The sequence below is a fragment of the Streptomyces sp. NPDC006384 genome (genome assembly GCF_042870695.1).
Classification (GTDB): Bacteria; Actinomycetota; Actinomycetes; order Streptomycetales; family Streptomycetaceae; genus Streptomyces.
The window spans coordinates 252,416-272,577 of sequence record NZ_JBIAHR010000007.1; the positions used below are offsets into that span (position 1 = coordinate 252,416).

Annotated in this window: 20 protein-coding genes; 7 read left to right on the forward strand and 13 right to left on the reverse strand. The window is 72.9% G+C overall.

Going from position 1 to position 20,162, the window contains the following annotated elements:
* Positions 1-256 precede the first annotated feature (256 nt).
* Positions 257-853: a hypothetical protein gene (locus ACFYOJ_RS12010; protein WP_356556368.1), complete on the forward strand. Its 597-nt coding sequence runs from the start codon at positions 257-259 to the stop codon at positions 851-853.
* Positions 854-952: 99 nt separating this feature from the next.
* On the opposite strand, the gene ACFYOJ_RS12015 is transcribed toward ACFYOJ_RS12010, so the two are convergent.
* Entirely contained in the window at positions 953-2,161 is a 1,209-nt protein-coding gene (locus ACFYOJ_RS12015) for a pyridoxal phosphate-dependent aminotransferase (protein WP_356556370.1), read from the reverse strand.
* Between the two features lie 86 nt (positions 2,162-2,247).
* Here ACFYOJ_RS12015 and ACFYOJ_RS12020 point away from each other — a divergent pair, with 86 nt between their 5' ends.
* Positions 2,248-2,889: a helix-turn-helix domain-containing protein gene (locus tag ACFYOJ_RS12020; RefSeq protein ID WP_356556372.1), complete on the forward strand. Its 642-nt coding sequence runs from the start codon at positions 2,248-2,250 to the stop codon at positions 2,887-2,889.
* Positions 2,890-2,939: 50 nt separating this feature from the next.
* On the opposite strand, the gene ACFYOJ_RS12025 is transcribed toward ACFYOJ_RS12020, so the two are convergent.
* The 3 genes from ACFYOJ_RS12025 to ACFYOJ_RS12035 form a co-directional block, all read right to left on the reverse strand.
* A complete protein-coding gene (locus tag ACFYOJ_RS12025) occupies positions 2,940-3,755 on the reverse strand; it encodes a hypothetical protein (protein WP_356556375.1) in 816 nt (271 codons plus the stop codon).
* Positions 3,755-5,029, reverse strand: coding sequence for a VWA domain-containing protein (locus tag ACFYOJ_RS12030; RefSeq protein ID WP_356556377.1), 1,275 nt, complete (start codon positions 5,027-5,029; stop codon positions 3,755-3,757). The genes ACFYOJ_RS12025 and ACFYOJ_RS12030 overlap by 1 nt, the downstream gene beginning before the upstream one ends.
* A 62-nt stretch (positions 5,030-5,091) precedes the next feature.
* Positions 5,092-6,606, reverse strand: a complete 1,515-nt coding sequence (locus tag ACFYOJ_RS12035) for an IucA/IucC family protein (RefSeq protein ID WP_356556379.1) — start codon at positions 6,604-6,606, stop codon at positions 5,092-5,094.
* A gap of 127 nt (positions 6,607-6,733) precedes the next feature.
* Here ACFYOJ_RS12035 and ACFYOJ_RS12040 point away from each other — a divergent pair, with 127 nt between their 5' ends.
* Positions 6,734-8,293: an IucA/IucC family protein gene (locus ACFYOJ_RS12040; RefSeq protein ID WP_356556381.1), complete on the forward strand. Its 1,560-nt coding sequence runs from the start codon at positions 6,734-6,736 to the stop codon at positions 8,291-8,293.
* A gap of 118 nt (positions 8,294-8,411) precedes the next feature.
* Here ACFYOJ_RS12040 and ACFYOJ_RS12045 read toward each other — a convergent pair whose 3' ends face one another.
* The gene (locus ACFYOJ_RS12045; protein ID WP_356556382.1) at positions 8,412-9,110 is read right to left on the reverse strand and encodes a permease prefix domain 1-containing protein; all 699 of its coding nucleotides are present in this window, start codon (positions 9,108-9,110) and stop codon (positions 8,412-8,414) included.
* A complete protein-coding gene (locus ACFYOJ_RS12050) occupies positions 9,107-9,454 on the reverse strand; it encodes a helix-turn-helix transcriptional regulator (protein ID WP_356556384.1) in 348 nt (115 codons plus the stop codon). The genes ACFYOJ_RS12045 and ACFYOJ_RS12050 overlap by 4 nt, the downstream gene beginning before the upstream one ends.
* 84 nt (positions 9,455-9,538) lie before the next feature.
* On the opposite strand from ACFYOJ_RS12050, the gene ACFYOJ_RS12055 reads away from it, so the two are divergent.
* Complete coding sequence (locus tag ACFYOJ_RS12055) at positions 9,539-10,015, forward strand: DUF2269 family protein (protein ID WP_356556463.1); 477 nt, start codon at positions 9,539-9,541, stop codon at positions 10,013-10,015.
* 230 nt (positions 10,016-10,245) lie between these two features.
* Positions 10,246-11,103 carry a MerR family transcriptional regulator gene (locus tag ACFYOJ_RS12060; RefSeq protein WP_356556386.1) on the forward strand — a complete coding sequence of 286 codons (858 nt, stop codon included), beginning with the start codon at positions 10,246-10,248 and terminating at the stop codon, positions 11,101-11,103.
* A 260-nt stretch (positions 11,104-11,363) separates the two neighbouring features.
* Here ACFYOJ_RS12060 and ACFYOJ_RS12065 read toward each other — a convergent pair whose 3' ends face one another.
* On the reverse strand, positions 11,364-12,002 hold the full coding sequence (locus ACFYOJ_RS12065; protein ID WP_356556388.1) for a hypothetical protein: 639 nt from the start codon (positions 12,000-12,002) through the stop codon (positions 11,364-11,366).
* Positions 12,003-12,252: 250 nt separating this feature from the next.
* On the opposite strand from ACFYOJ_RS12065, the gene ACFYOJ_RS12070 reads away from it, so the two are divergent.
* On the forward strand, positions 12,253-13,212 hold the full coding sequence (locus ACFYOJ_RS12070; protein WP_356556390.1) for a hypothetical protein: 960 nt from the start codon (positions 12,253-12,255) through the stop codon (positions 13,210-13,212).
* Positions 13,213-13,356: 144 nt separating this feature from the next.
* Here the strand turns inward: ACFYOJ_RS12070 and ACFYOJ_RS12075 are convergent, their stop codons facing one another.
* The 4 genes from ACFYOJ_RS12075 to ACFYOJ_RS12090 all read right to left on the reverse strand — a co-directional run bounded on the left by ACFYOJ_RS12075 (position 13,357) and on the right by ACFYOJ_RS12090 (position 17,732).
* On the reverse strand, positions 13,357-13,902 hold the full coding sequence (locus tag ACFYOJ_RS12075) for a hypothetical protein (protein WP_356556391.1): 546 nt from the start codon (positions 13,900-13,902) through the stop codon (positions 13,357-13,359).
* Between the two features lie 333 nt (positions 13,903-14,235).
* Positions 14,236-15,354, reverse strand: a complete 1,119-nt coding sequence (locus ACFYOJ_RS12080; protein ID WP_356556393.1) for an NADH:flavin oxidoreductase — start codon at positions 15,352-15,354, stop codon at positions 14,236-14,238.
* Between the two features lie 170 nt (positions 15,355-15,524).
* On the reverse strand, positions 15,525-17,102 hold the full coding sequence (locus ACFYOJ_RS12085; protein ID WP_356556394.1) for an MDR family MFS transporter: 1,578 nt from the start codon (positions 17,100-17,102) through the stop codon (positions 15,525-15,527).
* 30 nt (positions 17,103-17,132) lie between these two features.
* Complete coding sequence (locus tag ACFYOJ_RS12090; protein WP_356556396.1) at positions 17,133-17,732, reverse strand: NAD(P)H-dependent oxidoreductase; 600 nt, start codon at positions 17,730-17,732, stop codon at positions 17,133-17,135.
* A 119-nt stretch (positions 17,733-17,851) separates the two neighbouring features.
* On the opposite strand from ACFYOJ_RS12090, the gene ACFYOJ_RS12095 reads away from it, so the two are divergent.
* Positions 17,852-18,589 carry a TetR/AcrR family transcriptional regulator gene (locus tag ACFYOJ_RS12095; protein ID WP_356556398.1) on the forward strand — a complete coding sequence of 246 codons (738 nt, stop codon included), beginning with the start codon at positions 17,852-17,854 and terminating at the stop codon, positions 18,587-18,589.
* Between the two features lie 182 nt (positions 18,590-18,771).
* Here the strand turns inward: ACFYOJ_RS12095 and ACFYOJ_RS12100 are convergent, their stop codons facing one another.
* Both ACFYOJ_RS12100 and ACFYOJ_RS12105 read right to left on the reverse strand, forming a co-directional pair.
* Positions 18,772-19,359 carry a DUF6461 domain-containing protein gene (locus tag ACFYOJ_RS12100; protein WP_356556400.1) on the reverse strand — a complete coding sequence of 196 codons (588 nt, stop codon included), beginning with the start codon at positions 19,357-19,359 and terminating at the stop codon, positions 18,772-18,774.
* Between the two features lie 174 nt (positions 19,360-19,533).
* Positions 19,534-20,103 (reverse strand): YdeI/OmpD-associated family protein, encoded by a 570-nt coding sequence (locus ACFYOJ_RS12105; RefSeq protein ID WP_356556402.1) that lies wholly within the window; start codon positions 20,101-20,103, stop codon positions 19,534-19,536.
* Positions 20,104-20,162 lie beyond the last annotated feature (59 nt).

A 20,162-nucleotide genomic window follows, 5' to 3' on the forward strand; every position in this document is an offset into this window, starting at 1 on the left:
TGCCGGCCGAGCGTCTTGTGCGGGTGGCTGTCGAGCCCGGCGGCGCCAGCGGAACACCCCGCATCGGCGGGGAGGGCACTTTCTGACCTGCTGTTCAGGAGCGGCTTTGCCGTTCCTCCGTCGGATTTGTGATCATGATGCTTGCTCTGGGCGACGCGTGAAGTCACCGCAGCTGCCCCGCATATCGACGTGCTGTCGGTCCGGAACACAATGCGCTGCTCACCGACCTCCGTTGAACCTGACCGACAATGGACGCATGGACGTACCCGAGCTGCTCGAAGCGGCTTCTCTGATCGTTCCGGAAGAGACCGCCACCGAGAACGACCTCACGGTGCGGGACATCTGGGACCACCTCGTCCACGACGAGTGGGAGGTCGCCCTGGGGCTGCTGGAGGAGCTCGGGGACGTCCGCCCGCTCCCGGCGGCGTTCTGGGAGAGTCTCGCCGAAGCGGCCGAGCAGCTCCGGATGGAGCGGAGCGCGGCCTGGTGTCATTGGCGGTGCTCCGAGATCCGCAACGGCGTGATCCGGGCGGACCTGACGCTCCGTCCTGCCGGTGAGTCGCGACGCACGACGCCGGTCCCCGGGGCCGGTGTCCTGCGCCCCATGTGGGACATCGGCCACGTCTCACCCACCGGTGGCCGTGCGGTCAGCATCGCCTCGCTCTGGGTCGAGAACGCGCCCGTGCTGGAGCCCGGCGGGCGGGCCACCGTGCGCCTCGTGCCCCTCACGCCCTCCCACTGGACGCACGTCCGGCCCGGTCGGCGGATCACCATGCACGAGGACAGCACCGTGGCAGGCACCGCGGTCGTCCTGGAGGTCCACCGCCCTGCCGCCGTCACGCCCGTGCGATGACATGGGCCGCTTGCCGGTGCGCCACGTGTCCCCGCAGGTGGTGTGCACTCGCGCGGCGGGGGAAGAGGGCTCGGCTTCCGTCTGCCGGGGTGTCTCCGGTCACTGCCGGTACCCGCTCAGGAACCGGCCGATCCGGCCGATGGCCGCCTCCAGGTCGTCCGCGTAGGGGAGGGTGAGGATACGGAAGTGGTCGGGGGCGGGCCAGTTGAAGCCGGTGCCCTGGACCACCTGGATCTTCTCGCGCAGCAGCAGGTCGAGGACGAACTTCTCGTCGTCGTGGATCGGGTGGACCTTCGGGTCGATGCGGGGGAAGGCGTACAGGGCGCCCTTGGGTCTGACGCAGGAGACGCCGGGGATCTCGTTCAGCTTCTCCCAGGCCACGTCGCGCTGTTCGCGCAGGCGTCCGCCCGGCGCGGTCAGTTCGCGGATGGACTGGCGGCCGCCGAGCGCGGCCTGGATGGCGTACTGGGCGGGCGCGTTGGCGCACAGGCGCATGGAGGCCAGCATGGTCAGGCCCTCCAGGTAGTCGCGGGCGTGCTGCTTGGGGCCGGTGACGACGAGCCAGCCGGAGCGGAAGCCCGCCACCCGGTAGGTCTTGGAGAGGCCGCAGAAGGTGAGGACGACCAGGTCGGGGGCGAGGGCGGCGGCGGAGTGGTGGACGGCGTCGTCGTAGAGGATCTGGTCGTAGATCTCGTCGGCGAGGACCATCAGGCCGTGGCGGCGGGCGAGGTCGAGGATGCCCTCGATGATCTCCTTGGGGTACACCGCGCCGGTGGGGTTGTTGGGGTTGATGATGACGACCGCCTTGGTGCGGTCGGTGATCTTCGACTCCATGTCGGCCAGGTCGGGGTACCACTCCGCCTGTTCGTCGCAGAGGTAGTGGACCGCCTTGCCGCCGGCGAGGGTGGTCACCGCCGTCCACAGGGGGAAGTCGGGGGCGGGGATCAGGACCTCGTCGCCGTCCTCCAGCAGGGCCTGTACGGCCATGGAGACCAGCTCGGAGACGCCGTTGCCGAGGAAGACGTCGTCGACGCCGACCTCCAGGCCGAGGGTCTGGTAGCGCTGGGCGACGGCGCGGCGGGCGGAGAGGACGCCGCGCGAGTCCGTGTAGCCGTGCGCCTGCGGCAGCATCCGGATCATGTCCTGGAGGATCTCCTCCGGCGCCTCGAAACCGAAGACGGCCGGGTTGCCGGTGTTCAGGCGCAGCACGCTGTGTCCCGCCGCCTCCAGCGCGTCGGCGTGCTCGATCACCGGGCCGCGGATCTCGTAGCAGACCTCGCTCAGCTTGTTCGACTGCCGGAACTCCATAAGCCGTTTCCCTCCGGTACCTGGCGTTGCTTGGTTTTACCAAGTGGGAGCTTGGAAAGTCCAACAACTTGTCTACACTGCGTCGCATGTCACCTCGCCGAAGCTACGACCAGTACTGTTCCGCCGCCCGCGCGCTCGACGCCGTCGGCGACCGCTGGACCCTGCTGATCGTCCGCGAACTCCTCGCCGGACCGCGGCGCTACACCGACCTGCACGCCGATCTGCCCGGCGTCAGCACGGACGTACTGGCCTCGCGGCTGAAGGACATGGAGCGCGAGGGGCTGACCACCCGGCGTCGGCTGCCACCGCCCGGAGCGGTGTACGTCTACGAACTCACGCCGCGCGGGCGCCGGTTGCTGCCGGTGCTGGAGGCGCTGGGGGCGTGGGGTGCCGGTGAGCTGGGGGAGCGGCGGCCCACGGATGCCGTACGCGCGCACTGGTTCGCGCTGCCCCTGCTGCGGGCCCTGCGGGCGGCGGGGGTGGGGGAGGGGGTCGTCGAAGTCCGGCTGGAGGAAGGCGACTTCCACCTGTTCGCCGGTGCGGAGGACGGGCCGGTGTACGGGTACGGGGCCGCTCCCGGGGAGCCGGACGCCCGGCTGGTGCTGGACGCGGGGACGTGCGCGGCCGTCTGCCGCGGGGAGCTGGACCTGCGGGACGCGGTGCGGGACGGGCGGGCCGGGGTGACCGGCGACGGCGCGGCGGCCGAGGTGCTCGGCGGGGCCGCCTGAAACGGCAGGAGGCCCGCCCCCGCCCGGGGAACAGGCCTCCTGACCGGTGCTCAGGCGCCCGGCGGCACCCGCGACGGGCGTCCGGAGCCGCGCGTCAGCGCGTAGCCGCCGATGCCGGCCAGCGCGGCCAGTACGGCGCCGGTCCCGGTCCACACCCACCGGTCGGACCACCAGCCAGAGGACCAGCCGTCCTCGGGCTCGATCGCGGACAGCACGGCGTTCCGGTCCGGGGCCGGACCGTCCCCGTCCTCGTCCTCGCCGGACCTCGTCGCGATCCCCGGCACCAGCGGCTCGGCCAGTGAGCCGTCGACGGCGGCCGCGCCGCCCATGTCCTCGGAGTCGACCCGGATCTCGGCGCCGACCGGCGCGCCGAGGTCGGACGTCGCCAGGTTCACCGCCGTCAGCCGGACGTAGTACGTGCCGGGCAGCGGGTCGTTCGCCCACGGCTCGGACCAGGCGCGGACGGTGCGCAGCACGCAGGCCAGTTCCACGGAGGAGGTGCCCGCGGCCGCCGTGCGGGTCTGGGCGCCCCACTGGCAGGCCTGGCGGCGGCGCAGGCCGTCGTGGACGTCGATGCGCCAGGTCTGGGCGGCGTGGGTCTCGGGCAGCTTCACGGTGGCCTTGACGGTCGGCCGTTGTGCGGCGTCCGCGGGGAACGACCAGTACAGGTAGTCGCCCGCGGAGGCGTCGGCCGTGGCCCGCTGTCCCTGCGCGATCTCCGTCGCCGTGCGGAAGGAGGTGCCCGCCGCGGACGGCGCGCCGTCGTCCTCCGACGGGCTCGCGGAGGGCGAGGAGTCGGCGGCGGCGGGTACCGCGGCGAGACCGAGAAGCAGTACGGCGGAACTCAACGCTCGTATGACACGCATCAGTTGGTCCTCCAGACCGCGAGCCGCCAGCGCGACAGCCAGCCCCACAGCAGGCCGGCGAGGAAGCCGACGAGCACCAGCAGGCCGAGCAGCCACCAGCCGCGTCCCAGGCCGAAGGAGGCGACGTCGTCGGCGTCGCCCGGGCCGTCCACGACATCGACCGTCAGCTCCAGCGGCAGGCCGGGGGTGGTCTTCACGCCGGGCGCGGCGGAGAAGGAGTGGGCGACCTGGAGGCACACCGTCTCCGCGGCCGGTTTGGTGTCGTCCGCGTCGTCGGTCTCCGGCTTCGGGTAGCGCAGCCCGGTGGAGACGGTGTCGGTGCGGCCGTTGTCCGCCGCCTCGCCGCGTACGATCTCCCGGCCGTGCACCGTGACCGCCCGCAGCAGCACGCCGTAGGAGGGGTTGACGGTCCGGTCGGCGGACACGCTCACGGAGGCGCGCAGTTCCTCGCCGGGCAGCACGTCCACCCGGTACCAGCGCTGCTTCCCGAACTCCTCGCGGTCGGTGTAGAGCCCGGACCTCAGGGCCGGCGCCTTCGCGCAGGCGTCCGCGCCCTCGACGGCGACCGGCGTCACCACCGGGTCGGCGGCGCGGTCCACCAACTGGTTGACCTTGTCGGCGAGTTCATCGGTGTGCTGCACGGAGGTGTAGGTGCCGCCGGTCGCCTCGGCGATGCAGCTGAGCTGCTGCCGCATCTTGACGTTGGGGACCAGGCCGAGGGTGTCGATGGTCAGCCCGATGCCCCTGGCGGCGATCTCGCGGGCCACCTCGCACGGGTCGAGCGGGGCGCAGGTGTCCTCGCCGTCGCTGATCAGCACGATCCGCTTGGAACCGTCGCCGCCGTCGAGGTCCTTGGCCGCCTCGAGCAGTGCGGGGCCGATCGGCGTCCAGCCGGTGGGCGACAGGGTCGCGACCGCCGTCTTGGCCTCGGTGCGGTCCAGCGGGCCGACGGGGTAGAGCTGCGCGGTGTCCTTGCAGCCCGTCCTGCGGTCGTCGCCCGCGTAGTCGGCACCGAGCGTCCGGATGCCCAGCCGCACCTCCTCGGGCGTCGCGTCGAGCACCTCGTTGAACGCCTGCTTCGCCGCGGCCATCCGCGTGCCGCCGTCGATGTCCCGGGTCCGCATCGAGCCGCTGACGTCGAGCACGAGGTCGACCTTCGGCGCGTCCTCGCCCGTGGGTTCACCGGCGGCCGCCCCGGCCGGGAGGGCGATCCCGGCCGTCAGTGCGGCGAGCAGAGCGCATACGCCCGCCGCCAGCCGTTTTCTTGTGATCATCGGCGGATCCTATTGACCGGTACGGTCGTGATCCAAAACGTAGCGGGCGGGACGCCGCGCGTTCACCCCGTGGTCAGGGGATTGGGCAGCCGCGCCCACAGGTCCCCGCCGCTCCCCGGCGACATACGCATGAGCGTCAGTGCCTTCACCGGCAGCGGCTCCTCCCGCAGCGCCGTCAGGTCCGGACCGGACGGCACATCGCCGAGGGCCGCCTCCAGTGCCGCCCCGAGCGCCGCCGCCGACCCCGCGGTCTGGGCGAGCGCCCCGGCGACCAGCGAGCCGAACAGCTTGCGGCGCAGGACCACCGGATCGTCGCTGACCATCCGGGCGGGCAGCTCCGGGACCCGCACACCGTGCCGGGCGAGGCGCTCCGGACTGACGCGGATGTCGGCCAGGTCGCGGTAGACCAGGCGCAGCGGCTCGCCCGACGCCGAGAGCACCACCAGCAGGTTCTGCCCGTGCGCCTCCAGCGCCACGCCCAGCTCCAGCAGTCCCAGCCCCGCCTTCAGGCACAGGCGCGCGAAGGCGGCCGTCCACCCGGGGGACCGGGGCAGCCCGGTGGTCGCCAGCGCCGCCACCGGGACGACGTGCTCGCCGGGCGCCGCGTACACCCGGGGCGACTCGCGCAGGACGGCGGCCAGGTCGGGGGAGTGCGCGGTGGCCGCGCCCAGCGTGCGGGTGACGTCCAGCAGCCCGTCCGTGCGCGCCGCCATCGCCCGCCCGAACGCCGACAGGGTGTCCGAGGCCGCGACGGAGGCGACGGAGATGTCTCGCACCGAGGACGTCAGCCGCGCGCTCAGCGCCGTCTTCACATGCGGCCCGCCGGGCACGGCGAGCGTGCGCAGCGACATCAGCGGACGCGCGGCCAGCGTCGCCTCCCCGCCCGTCCGCTTCAGCACGTGCGCCGCCTGCCACGGATGCACGGGCAGCAACAGCCGCTCCCCGTCCCGCAGTTCCTCCGGCCACCGTCCCGACACCAGACACCCGTCCGCCGGGACCGGCACCAGCCCCAGCTCCACCACCGGCCCGTGCTCGGGCCCGTAGGCGAACTGCTCGGCCACCGAGAAACCCGGCCGGGAGCGGCAGTTGGGGTGGAACGGGTGCCCGTCGGTCACCCGCTGCTCCCACCCCCAGTCACTGTCCGGCCACTCGTCCGGGTGATTGTCAGAGTGCCCGTACCGGCCCGTCCGCGACAGCGCCAACGACGCGACGCTGTGGCCGAGTTCGGCGGCGAAACCCGCGGAGTGCGGCACGGCGAGAACCGTCATCAGCCGCGCCGGATCGTCGTACGACGCCTCCTCGAGCCGTACGGCGCGGACGTACGCGGAGGTGCGGTACGGGTCCGCGGCCGGACCGTACAGCCGGCGCCCGTCCGCGAGGCGCAGCACGAGCCCGTCCCCCACGGACTCCCGGCCGGTGATCCACGGCAGCGGCTCGTACGCCAACGCCCGCCACAGCCGGGTCAGCACGGCCGCGCGGGCACCGGGCAGCCCGTCCGTGTACCGGGGCAGGAGACCGGGCCGGACGGCGGCCAGCTCGTCGGCGACCTCGGCCTCGGCGGTGACGGGACGGTGCACGGGCGGACTCCTCGGATACATGCGGATGCGGGTGCGGGAACGAGCCGGTTTGCGGACAGGGCGTCACGGCGAAGGGACCACGGAACACATACTGTTCGTCTCCGCCCTTTCAGACCGTAGGGAACGAGTGGAACGCGTGGATCTCCTGCCCACCCCCGCCGACGCCGACGCCGCTTCCCCGGACGCCGTCGCGGAACGCGCCGACGCCTGTGCGACGGTGCCCCTCCTCAACTGCCTGCTGCGGGAGATCGCCGAACCCCTCCCGGCCTCCGGCGACCGTCCGGCCTCCGGTGACCGTCCGGTGTACCGGCTGCCGGGCGGCCGGCTGCTGAGAGTCCGCGGCGGACGCCGGCCCGCCGAGCCGGAAGTACGCGCGGCCGGCGCCTGGCACCGCCTCGACCACGCCGGGCTGGTGAAACTCGTCGCCGAGGAACTGCGCCGGCACACCGGCCTGGACAACCACGAACTCCCCGTCGAGATGACCGACAGCCGGGACGCGGTGGCCGCCCTGCTGACCGCGCGCGCCCGGGCCACCCCGCCCGACGACCCCTACATCCGCTCCGAACAGTCCCTGCTCACCGGTCACACCCACCACCCCGCCCCGAAGGCGCGCGGCGGCGGCCCGCACGCCGACTGGCTGCCCTACGCGCCCGAGGCGTACGCCCGTTTCCCGCTGGCGCTGCTCGCCGTGCGCGCGGACACGGTCGTCGAGGAGGGCGACACCACCGCCCTGGACGCCCTCGGCGAGGCCCCGCCCGGCTACCGGCTGCTGCCCGCCCACCCCTGGCAGCTCGCCCTGACGGCGGACGCCCTCGCCCCGGCCTTCGCCGACGGACGGCTGATCCGGCTGGGCACGACCGCGTTCCCGGTGTGGCCCACGGCCGCGATCCGCACGGTGTACGCGCCCCGGTGCCCGCCCGGAGACGGAGACGACCTCTTCCTCAAGTTCAGCCTCGACGTGCGCATCACCAACGACATCCGTCGCCTGTGGCGCCACGACCTGCTGAGACTGCGCCGCACCGACACGGCGGTCACGGAGGCCTTCGTCTCGGTCGGCCCCCCGGCGGTCTGGCTCGCCGACCGCGGCCACCGCACCGCCGACTTCGCCTTCGAGGAGCTCGCCGTCGTCGTCCGCGACGGCCTGCGCGCCCGCCTGCTGCCCGGCGCGACCCCGCTGCTCGCCGCCGCCCTCGTGGAGGGCTTCCCCGGCAGCCCGCTGGCGGCCGTGCCGGACCCGGCGGCCTGGTGGACGGCCTACCTCGACGCGGTCGTCCCGCCCGTGCTGACCGCCTTCGCCGACGACGGCGTCGTCCTGGAGGCACACCTGCAGAACACGCTGGTCGCCGTGGACGCGGACGGCACACCCGTCCAGGCCCTCTTCCGGGACGCCGAGGGCGTCAAACTCCTCCCCGACACGCCCCGCGCGGCCGGCTGGGAACGGCTGGTGTACTGCCTGATCGTCAACCACCTGCTGGAGATCGCCGGCGCCCTCGCCGACCACCACCCCGGCTTCGACCCGCGGCCCGCCCTCCGCGCCGCCCTGGCCCGTCACGACCTGCCCGAGATCCCGGCCCTCCTCGCCGCCCCGGCCCTGCCCGCCAAGACCAACCTCCTGCTCCGCTGGACCGCCGCGGACGGCGCCGCGGCCCGCTACCGCCCGCTGCCCAACCCGCTGCTGAGGGCGTGAGGAGGGCACCGCGACACCGCGGAACGGACGCCGCAGCGACCACGCGGTGGCCGACGCGACCGGCACGCCGACGCGACCGGTGCGCCGGTGCGGCCGCGGCGTCGGAGACCCGGGCGTGTCAGCCGTGCAGCGGGGAGACGCCGGGAGAGAGGACCGGCACGCGCGCACAGCGGCGGCAGGCGCGGGCCGAGGCCGCCACCCAGGCGTGCGACACGGCCGCCAGCACACCGGCGAACGCGAGCAGCGGCCAGTTCGTGGCCAGGACGGAGGCGACGGCGAGCGCGAGCGTCGCGACCGCCATGGCCACGCTGGCGGTCGTGCCGGCCCAGGCGACCACGAGCGGCAGCCGGTGCGGCGTCGGCAGCCGGCGGGCGAGGGAACCGGTGACGGCCGGCGTCGCCGCGGCGAGCAGCGCGGCGAGGATCGCGACACCGGCCAGGTGAACGGCCAACAGCTGGGCCGTCTCCGCCAGTTGCCGGGAACGACCGTGACCGGCCGCCCGGGCCAGGTACCAGCAGGCGATCAGGAAGGGCGCGGTGAGCGCGACGGCCCGGGCGGTGTGGCGGGCCTGGGCGATGGCCAGTTCCCGCTGGCAGCTGGGCACCAGCTCGTCGGGGGTCCCGAACTCCCGTACCGCCCGGCGGGCGGCCTGCCCGTGGGGCATCCCGTCGTCGGCGTACGCCGCCACCGTGTCCACGAGGCCGTCGCGTATCTCCTCGAGCATCCGGGCCTTGACCCGGGCGGGACCGTGCAGGGCCGCCGAGAGGGTGGCGACGTACTCCTCGACGGGGTCGGCCCGCCGGCCCGCGGCGTTCACGTGGCCAGCCCGGGCCGCGCGGTGCCGGCGGGATCCAGGACCGCGCCGATCGCCGCCGTGAACTCGCTCCACGCACTCCGCTCACCGGCCAGGAAGTGCCGCCCCGCGTCGGTGAGTTCGTAACAGCGCCGCCGCCGTTCGCCGGAGGACTGCCAGCTGCTGCTCAGCAGCCCGAGCCGCTCCAGCCGGTTGAGCGCCGGGTAGATCGTGCCGGTGCGCAGCTCGAGCACGCCGCCGCTGCGCTGCTGGACCGCGGCGATGATCGCGTACCCGTGCAGCGGGCCCTCCTCGAGCACGGCCAGCAACAGTCCGTCCAGGTGCCCTCGCACCGCGTCTGCCTTCATGAGTAGGCAGCCTACCCAAAAACACTGTAGGCAGTGTATGTATTGGCAGCCAACACATTCGCGTTCCGGCTGGAGGCTCCTCCCGTGGCCAAGGTGCTGCTGTCCCTGCATGTCCTCGTGGCGATCCTGGCGGTCGGGTCGATCACCGTGGCCGCCTCGATGTTCCCCCGCTACGCACTGCGGGCGTCCGGCGGCGAGGAGCCGGACACCCGGGCCGCCACGATCGCCGCGCTCCTGCACCGGATCTGCCGCGGCTACGCCGTCGCCGGTCTCGCCGTGCCGCTCTTCGGCCTCGCCACCGCTGTCGCGCTCGGCGTCCTCACCGATGCCTGGCTGCTCACCTCGCTCGTGCTGACCGTGGCCGCGGCGGCCCTGCTGGCCCTGGTGATCCTGCCCGGCCAGCAGCGCCTGCTCGCGACCACCCCGGACTCGTCCGCCCAGGGGGACGGGCCGCACGCCGCGGCGAAACGGCTGACCATGCTCACCGGCGTCTTCAACGTCCTCTGGGTGATCGTCGTCATCCTGATGATCGTCCGCCCCGGCTCGACCACGGGAGCATGAGCGTGACCCTCCTGCGCACGCTGCGGATCGCGCCTACCTCGTTACCCCTGCTCTGCTCCCGAGTCTGCTTGTCCGGGACGTTTCCTCTGCCCGTGCGGCGATCCGTACGCCCCTTGACGGTGCGGGAGCGCGGGGCGCGCCTTTGGCAGCGGGGTGGGGAACGGTTTGCATGTGCCGTAGCGGCATGTGGTCCAGTAGGCGGCGAGCACGACATCGAGAGGTTTCCGCGCATGCCCCTTCCTGCGATTCCCCGCCGGGTCAAGATCGGCGATGCCGCCGCGTTCGCCGGGACCACACCCCGCGCCATCCGCCACTACCACGCCATCGGGCTCCTCGCCGAACCAGAACGCGGCAGCGACGGCCGCCGCCGCTACACATACGACGACATGATCCGCTTGCTGTGGATCCGCAGGATGGCTGATGCGGGTATCTCCCTGGACGACATCCGGGCCGGCTTCGAGGGCGCCACCGGCATCGAGCATTCCCTGGCCCGGCTGGAGGAGTCCCTCGCCTCCAAGGCGGCCGCCATCGAAGACCAGCGGGCCGCCGTGCACCGCCTCCGCGAGGTGGGCAGCCCCCTGGGCCTGCTCTCACCGCCGGTCAGTGGCCGCCTGCGTGATCTGCCGCCCGGGTCCCTGCGCCCGGCCGATCTCGATACCCTTCTGGTCACGGAGCGTGTCTTCGGCTCCCTGGGCGCCGCCGTCCAGGCCAACCGGTTCATCGTCCTGGCCACCCACCCCCAGCTGCGGGCCGAGGAAGACCGCCTGGCCGAGGCCGAGGCGGCCCTGGACGACACCGTGTCCCCCGACGACCCCCTCATCGAAGACCTGGCTGCCCAGCGGTGTGCTCATGAGGCCGCCTTGGGAGCCGCCATCGACAGATCCGGCCTGGACGAGGCCCTCGATCTCCTCCTGGACCAGGAGGACGAGCACGCCGGCGAGGAGGAAGGCGAGGCGAGGACGAGCCCGACGGAGGCCATCGGCAAGATGCCGTACGACTTCTCCCCGGCCCGCGTCCGGTACGAGGAACGTGTCATCGAACTGCTTCACTCGGCCGGTCAGGACGGCGACACCCCACGGACCTGCTGACCGGAATCGGAGCCCGGGGCGAGCCGGCAGGAGCAGCCCGGAACGGTGCAGCACGAACGTGACCACGGTGCCTCCGGCGGCCGTCGGGCACTGTCCCGGCCCACCTGCGCGCCGCCGGCCTCGGCGCCCTCGCGGACCCCGGAACACGGTCACACCAGCCCTGCTGACCAGCGATCTTCAGAGTGGCGGAGGCTCACTGCTGATCGTCGGGCGGAACATGGCTCATCACCCGCGGCCGGGGCACCCCCGGCCGCGGGGAGTCACCCGTCCAGTGCGCGGACCGTCTCCAGCACGCGGTCGACGTCCGCGTCCGGCGCGATGCGGCCGATGAGTTCGGGGGTGACCGGTTCCTTGCGCAGGACCGAGCCCACGGCCATGGCACCCACCCGGCGCCCGTGGAAGTCCTGCATGTGACCGGCGACCGAGGCGGGGCTGAAGTTGCGCCGCAGGGGACCGAGCACCCAGTCGGTGAGCTCGGGCTCCTCGCCGTCCCGGGGCTGCGGGGAGCCGTGACACCAGGAAGCGCCGTCGTGCCAGAGCGCCAGCGTGATGGCCGGGTACGACCTCTCGTCCTGCGGGAGGCGGGTCAGCGGTTCCAGGGGCTCCGGGAGTCCGTCGAGCAGGCCGGGCCACAGGGCGCCGCCGGCGTAGGGACTCAGGGGGGACTCGTGGTCGAAGGCGCGGAAGAAGGCCAGCGACGGGCCGAAGAAGACGTGGTAGCCGTCGCCGCCGCCGTTCTCGAACGCGAAGTGCTCGAAGCCGCTCTCACCGGCCGGTGTGTACGTGTAGCGGGGCCACCGGGAGTCGAGGCACGTCTCGATGACGGTGAGGCCGCGCAGCCACTGACGGAGCCGTTCCGGCGAGTGGAAGGCTGCGGCGAAATCGGAGAGAGCAGACATGCGGCGAAGCTTAGAGGGCGTGACGGACAAGGCTGACGGCACCTGCCTGCCGCCGGTCGCCGGCCAGGGTGCGGAGGACGGCGGGAGGAGCGGGACGACGGCTGCTCCGTACGCCCGCGCGGGCCGGCGACGGGCGAAGGCGTCGTAGGGTACGGCGGTGAACGATCCCGGGGTGCCGGGGCGGCTGGACCGGACGCCGCACGCCCCGGTGTCACCCCCGGCCGGAGGCGCCCGGCCGCACGGAGGACCCATGAGCACAGACGGACCGGAGCGCACCGGGCCTCCGCCCCCGCCCCCGCCCGCCGCAACCCCGGATCTGCTGGAGGAGACGCAGGCCCCCGCGCTGGCGGCCCTCCTGGCCGAGGAGTCCGGGACGGACGTGTGGCCCGCACACGACGACGTACTGCTCCGGGTCGGCGACATGGAGCTCGACTGGACGGTGTGCCGCGCCGCCCACGGCTACACGCTCACGCACCGCAACCGGGGCGGCCGGGCGACGACCGAGGCCACGCACTACCCCGACCTGGCCCGCCTCCTGCTCCTCACCCTCTCCCGGGACCGCCACCGGATCCGCCGCCCACGCCTCACCCGGTTCGACGTCGACCCCACGGTCGTCCTCGGAGGCACGCGCCGAGAACCGGCCGTGAGCCGGTACGCCGACGGGCGGGAACACCACGTCCGGGGCCCCGCCCTGTACGGGCTGCTCCTGCCGTTCGCCAAGCTGTGCCGGGGCACCTTCGAGGAGATCCGCCGCTCACTGGCAGACCCGGCCGGTCCGCCCCTGCTCGGCAAGCGGACCACCGACAGCCTCCCCGTTCCGCTCGACCGCGCGCACCTGCCGCGGATCGCCCGCTGGCTCGCCGACGCGAAAGCGGACTGGCACGACGCCCCGGGCGTCTACGACGTCTTCGCCCCGCCCTACGGCCCCGGCACGCTCCTCGCCCTGGGCGGCGGCCCCGAACCCGACCTCGTCCTCCAGGAGCACGACGGCGGCTACACCGTCCGCGACCACGAGGGGGAGATCGTCCGCACCACGGAGCTCGACCGGGCCGTCCGCGCTCTCGCCCTCGCCTGGTTCACCGCACCGCACACCCGGCCCCGGCCGTCGCGACCGACCCGGCGGGAACGGGACGCGCTCCTCGAACGGTTCGCCGGGGCCTCCCTGGACCACATCGAACGCACCCTCGCCCAGCCCCGGTTCCAGCCCTGACACGGGGACTGCGCCGCGGGTCGGCCGGGAGCCGGGATCCAGGTCGCTCTCGACCGGCAGGGCGGCCTTCCCACGGTCGGTGCCGAGCGACCGTGAACGCCGCCAGGAGGCGAGGATCTCCGGACGCGCCGGCGTCCGGCGGCGTCACTTCCAGACGGCGATCGGGTCGTCCTTGCCGGAACGGGGCAGCCACTCGACCCGGTCCGGGCCCGTCCCGCCCTCGTCGGTGAGGTAGATGCGGCACGTTTCGTAGCTCTTGCCCTTCGGGGCGACGGCGAAGTCCTTCGTGTCCGTGTCATCGGCATTGCACCTGGTGAACTCCGGTGCCGCCTCCATGGTGAGGTTGCCGTCCGCGTCGACGGTCGGGGAAGGGAGACCGGACATGATGCTCAGATGCGTGAGCCGCCCGTCGTCGCCCAGGACGTCGAGGTCGGGCCATTCGGCGGCCCCGTCCGCGGCCTTGGTGACGCGGTAGCGGACGTAGTACGGCGTCCGGCCGGCATACCGCTCGGGATTCTGCAGTACCGACAGGTCGCCGGCACTGCCCTCCTCCACCTCCAGGACGGTCACTTCGAGGTCCTCGCCGGTGGCCTTCCCGCCGTACGAGAGTTCCTGCGCGGAGGAGGAGCAGGCGGTGAGGACGACGGCGGAAAGGGCGATCAGGGCGGCGCGGTCCGGTCGGATCTTCATGGAGTTCCCCGTGGGTGTGGAGGTGGTCCGGCCCCGGCCGGACAGGCGTACGGATCTGACTCGTCATCGCAGGCGTTGACGGCCCGGAGCCGTTCGACGGTGTCCGGAGGACCTGCGCGGAAAGCGCGTGCGCGTCCTCTTCGGCGCCGCCAACACTGCCCCGGGCCGCTGCAAAACCGATGAAATCCTGCTGAAGGAGAGGGCCGAAGGAGAGGCCCCGCCCGACAGCGAACCGTTCCGCCGTGCCGCGGCCCCTGCGTGTCACCGGCCGGCAGCCGCTCGGCCGCCGGCCGGATCGACTTCCTGCGACCGTCCGGCATCGTTCCCCGCGGCTCAGCCGAGGCTGCCGACAAGCCCCACGTGGAAGGGCCTGAGCTCGTCGTGGCGCCCGGAGAGGACCTTCGCCAGCCACTCGGGGTCGCCCAGGAGGGCACGGCCCACCGCCACGAGGTCGAACTCGTCGCGCTCCATGCGGTCGAGCAGCTCCTCGATGTCCGTGGTGCGGGCCTGCTCGCCCTGGAACACCTGGAGGAACTCGTTGCTCAGCCCCACCGAGCCGACGCTGATCGCGGGCTTGCCGGAGACCTTCTTCGCCCAGCCGGCGAGGTTGAGGCCGGAGCCCTCGAACTCGGGGAGGTGGAAGCGGCGGGTGGAGCAGTGGAAGACGTCGGCGCCGGCCTCCGCCAGCAGGCCGAGGAGGGTCTCCAGTTCCTGCGGGGTCTCGGCGATCCTGGCCCGGTAGTGGTTCACCTTCCACTGGGAGAGCCGGAAGGAGATCGGGAAATCGCCGGACACGGCTGCCCGGCAGGCGGCGACGATCTCGGCGGCGAAGCGGGTGCGGCCGGTGATGTCACCGCCGTAGCCGTCGGTGCGCCGGTTGGTGCGGGACCACAGGAACTGGTCGATGAGGTAGCCGTGTCCGCCGTGGATCTCGACGCCGTCGAAGCCCAGGGCCTCGGCCGCGGCGGCGGCGGAGGCATAGGCGGCGACCACGTCGTCGATGTCGGCCCGGGTCATCGCGTGGCCCGACCGCGTGCCGTCCAGGGCTATGCCGGAGGGGCCGATCCGCGGGGCGTCGGGCACGGGCGGGTTGCCGGCGGTGCGGTCCATGCCGACGTGCCACAGCTGCGGCATGATCCTGCCGCCCTCCCGGTGGACCGCGTCGGCCACCGCGGACCAGCCGGCCAGCGCGTCGTCGCCGTGGAAGCGCGGTACCCGGGCGCTGTCGCCCGCGGAGTCGTGGCCGATGTACGTGCCCTCGGTGATGATCAGGCCGACGCCGCCCGCCGCCCGGCGGGCGTAGTAGCGCGCCACGTCCTCGCCCGGAACGCCGCCGGGGGAGAACTCGCGCGTCATCGGCGCCATCACGACGCGGTTGGGCAGGTCGAGGCCGCCCAGGGAGAAGGGGCGGACCAGGATGTCCTTGGCACGCTCGACCGGATTCGTGGGCATCGGTTTCTGCCTTCGGTAGGGAGCCGACCGCCTCGGTGACGGGGGAGGGGATTCGCCGTGCGGTCGGCGGCTCGGATGGGTGTCGGACGGGTCGGACAGATCGGCGCAGCCTGGGTGCGGGCGGGGACCGTCCCGGTGCCGGGGGCGTCCGGACGTGGCCCGGCCCGCGTTCAGGCCGCGGGCGGAGTGCGGACGGAGTCCGTCTCCGGGGTGCTTGCGGTGACGGTCTTCGCCGTCACCGGGCAGGGGGCCGGGGCCGCGCGGACGAACCACGCGGTGGCGAGTGCGATCACGGACAGCACGACCGTGCCGGCCACGACACCGTGCAGTCCGCTGCTGACGGCTTCTTCGACGGTGTGGCGTACACCGGCGGGCATGTCCTTCAGCAGCGCGGGGGTCAGCTCGCCGCCGGCGGTCAGACGTTCCTCGGCGGCCGGGCCGAGCCCGCCGGTCAGGACGTCGGACATGCGGCCGCTGTGCACGGCGCCGAGGACGGCGACACCGAGGGAGCCGCCGATCGTACGCACCAGGGTGACGGTGCCGGTCGCGGCGCCCATGTCGCGCGGGGCGGCGTTGTTCATGGTGGTGAGCAGGGTGCTCTGCATGAGGGCTCCGACACCGACTCCGACGACGAGGGTCAGTGCCGAGGCCGCGGCGAGCGGCGTACCGGGGCCGAGCAGGAGCAGCAGCAGCGTGCCGACGACGGTGACGGTGCCGCCGGTGAGCGGCACGACGCGCTCCATGCCTCCGCGGTCCATCAGCCGGCCGGTGGTCAGCTGGGCCGTCAGCATGCCGAGCATCAGCGGCAGGATCAGCATGCCGCTGACCGTGGACGAGGCGCCGTGGACGAACTGCATGTACTGCGGCAGGTAGTTGACGGCGGACACCAGGATCGCGCCGACCAGGAAGCTGAGGACCTGGGCGAGGGTGAACTCCCGGCCGGCGAACAGCCGCGGCGGCGTGATGGGTTCGGCGGCGCGCTGTTCCACGCGGACGAACCAGGCGAGGCTCAGCACGACCGCCACCGCGAGCGCCGCGATCTGCCAGGACGTCCAGGCGTAGGTGGTGCCGGCCCAGCCGGCGAGGAGGGTGAGGGCCAGGATGCCGGTGGTCAGCAGGATCGCGCCGAGGTAGTCGACCTGCCCCTTGACGCGGTGTGCGGGCAGTCGTACGCCCTTGGCGACGGCCAGCAGGGCGACGAGGCCGACGGGGACGTTGACGTAGAACGTCCAGCGCCAGTCCAGGTGGTCGGTGATGAATCCGCCGAGCAGGGGTCCGCCGACGAACGACACCGGCAGCATGACGCCCACCATCGACTGGATGCGGCCCCGCTCCTGCGGGGACACCAGCACACCGATGACCGCGAGCGCCCCGACCATCAGGCCGCCCGCGCCGAGGCCCTGGACCGCCCGGAAGGCGATGAGCTGCCCCATGCTCTGCGCCAGGCCGCACAGCACCGTCCCGACCAGGAACAGCAGCACGGAGTTGGTGTAGGCGCCCTTGCGGCCGTAGAGGTCGCCGAGCTTGCCCCAGAGAGGCGTGGCGGCGGCCATGGTGAGCAGGTACGCCGTCACCGACCAGGAGAAGTGGTCCAGGCCGCCGAGGTCGCCCACGATCGTGGGCAGCGCGGTGCTGACGATCTGTCCGTCGAGCGTCGCCAGGAAGATGCCGAGCATCAGTCCGAAGACACCGAGCCGGGGTAAGGCGGGGCGGTCGGACGCGGGAGTGGGCGTCGGGCTGTCGTTCATCGTTGTCCCCGGGTCGCGAGTGGCGGGCCGTCAGGCGGCGTACGGGCGGACACGCCTGGCGTCACGCAGCGCGTGCGCCCACCAGGTGAGCTGGTCGAGCATGGCCTTGGCCGCGGCGTCGCAGCCGGGGTCGGCCGGCTTGCCGTCGGGGCCGAAGACTTCGCCGTAGTTGTGGAAGCTGACGGTGTTGCGGATGGTGACCGCGTGCAGTTCCGCGAGGACCACGCGGAGCTGTTCGACGGCGCGCAGGCCGCCGGCGAGGCCGCCGTAGGAGACGAAGCCGACCGGCTTGGCATGCCACTGCTCGTTGTGCCAGTCGATGGCGTTCTTCAGCGGCGCCGGGAAGCTGTGGTTGTACTCCGGGGTGACGATCACGAAGGCGTCGGCCGCGGCGAGCCGCGGTGTCACCGCGCCGAGCCGGGCCATGACCTCGTCCGAGGGGGTCTGGCCGAAGGCGGGGAAGACGGTCGGCAGCGGCGTCTCGACGAGGTCGACCAGGTCGGCCGTCATGTCCTCGCGCTGGGCGATGTGCCCGGTGATCCAGTCGGCGACGACCGGACCGAACCGTCCGTCCCGCGTACTGCCGATGATCACCGCGGTCCGCAGCGGGCCGCCGGTCACGTCGGTCATGGAAAGCACCTCCAGGGTGTGTACGACGTATCTTTCGCGTACAACGTATACGTCGGTGTGTACGTTGTCTACTCCTGATACGCTGTACGCAGCACCGTCCGGCGGAAGGAACCCAGGCGATGGCCGCCCAGCAGAGACCGGCACAGACCGAGGAACGGGACCACGTCTCCGTGTGGGAACGCCTCGAACGCCCGGCACCGGCCCCCCGCACCACGCTCACCCCGCAGCGGATCGCCAAGGCGGCGGTGGGCATCGCCGACGCCGAGGGGCTGGACGCCGTCACCATGCGGCGCCTGGCCACCGAGCTCGGCGTGGCTCCCATGGCCGCATACCGCTACGTCACCGGCAAGGACGAGCTCATCGAGCTGATGGTCGACTCCGTCTACGGCGAACTGGACCTGCCGGACGGAACGGAAGGCTGGCGCACGACCATGCGCACGCTGGCCCTGCGGATCCGGGAGGTCCTGCTGCGGCACTCCTGGGTGACCCGGGCGGCCTGGTGCGCGCCCACCCCGAACCAACTGGCCGTACCGGAGGCCGCGCTGGCCGCGCTCGACGGCCTCGGACTCGACGCGGACACGGCGATGGCGGTCTACAGCACCGTCACCGCGTACGTGCACGGCGCGGTCGGTGCGGAGGTCGGCCTGACGCAGCTGCTGAGCACGCGCGGCTGGGCCAGCCGCGAGGAGGCCCGGTCGGGACTGGCCTCACAGATGGCCTGGCTCATGAGCACCGGCCGCTTCCCGATGTACGCGCGCTACATCGGCGAGGCCGACCGCAAGGACGACCTGCTGTGGCAGTTCGAGACCGGCCTGGACTGCGTCCTCGACGGCATCGCGGCCCGCCTGCCGGTCTGACCGCGCCCCTGACGGTGTCCGGCGGTCTCGCCCGCCCGGCCGCCCGCCCGCGCCGCCGGCGGGCGGGCGAGGAAGCGGGCCCAGTCCTCCGGGGAGCCGGTGAGCTGTGCGCCCTGCGGGGCGTTCGGGCCGCGGGCGTGGACGGTCCGCAGACGCTCGACCCGGCTGCCCGCTCGGGGCGTTCAGTCCGGCAGGGGAAGCAGCCTGCCGCTCCAGCGCTCGTCGGCGTCGTCGGGCTGCCGCAGGCGGATGCCGAAAGCGTTCTCCGCCAGTGCCAGGACGCTGTGCAGAGGCGCGACCTCGCCGGGGACGAGCCCGAGGGGCCTCATGGCGTCATCCAGTCGTGCCGGGTCCTGCCCGGTCGGTTCGATCGCCTGGAGCGTGTGGAAGCCGACGACGACCTCGCCGCCCACCGCGTACGTGAACCAGTGCATCGGCTTCTCGTTGTGGTGGAGCACGACGGCTTCCGTACCCGCGGAGACACGACTCAGGATCCCCTCGTCGAGTCCGTGCATACCACCCTGTTCCCACGCCCACGTCCACGCGCCGTCGATGCCGCTGGTGACGACGGGTTCCTCGTCGTCGAAGAGGTCGTCACCCAAGTCGTCCGACAGGTCCACGGCGTCGCGAAGCGCCAAGGTCTCCGGATCGACCCCCATGCGGGCGAGCAGCTCCGCAGGGGGCAGGTCCCGCACAAAGGTCAGCGTGTAGAAGGGGAAATCGCCCCCTCGGAGCAGGTCCAGACCGCGGCTCATTCCTGTACTCGTCATTCCGCGGATGCTGCCACACACCGCTGACACGCTCCCCGGCCTCAGACCCCAGCGGTCGAGAGCTCTGCCCACCGGCAGCATGGCGGGCAGAGCGCCGGCACCCACGAGAAGCAGAGCGAAGCCGACGAGCGCCGAGGCCGGCAGAGCACGGTGCCGGACGAGGGCGGCGGATCGTCACGGGTAGATCAGTTCGCGGTTCGCCATCATGGTGACGAACTTCTCGATCCGCCTGGCGCGTGTCTCGGGTTTCTTGGCGCTCTGTACGCGGTACAGGATCGCGTACCGGTTCTTGCTGTTGAGGGTGGCGAAGAACTCCGCCGCCCCGGGGACTTCCAGGAGCGCTTCCTGCAGGTCGTCCGGGACGGTCATCCTGCTCTGCGAGGCGTAGGCGGCGTCCCACCGCCCGTCGGCGCGAGCGGCGTCGATCTCCCGCTGCCCGGCCGGCCGGATGCGGTTCTCGGCGGCCAGCCGTTCGGCCCGTTCACGGTTCACCTGGGACCAGGGGCTCTTCTTGGAGCGCGGGGTGAAACGCTGCCGCCAGTACAGGTCGTCGACCTTGTCGCGCCGGCTGTCGATCCACCCGAAGCAGACGGCGGCGTCGAGGGCTTCCGTGTAGGTGATGCTCGGAATGCCGCTGGCCTTCTTCGCGATCTGCACCCACACCCCGGCCGCGCTCTCGTGGTTCTCCTCCAGCCACTGCTCCCACTGGGCCTGATCCGCGAAAGTGAGGGTCGGTTCGCTCATGAGCCGATCCAATCAGAACAGGGCGGGAGGCGGACCTTTTTCGCAGACCCGGGGCCGCA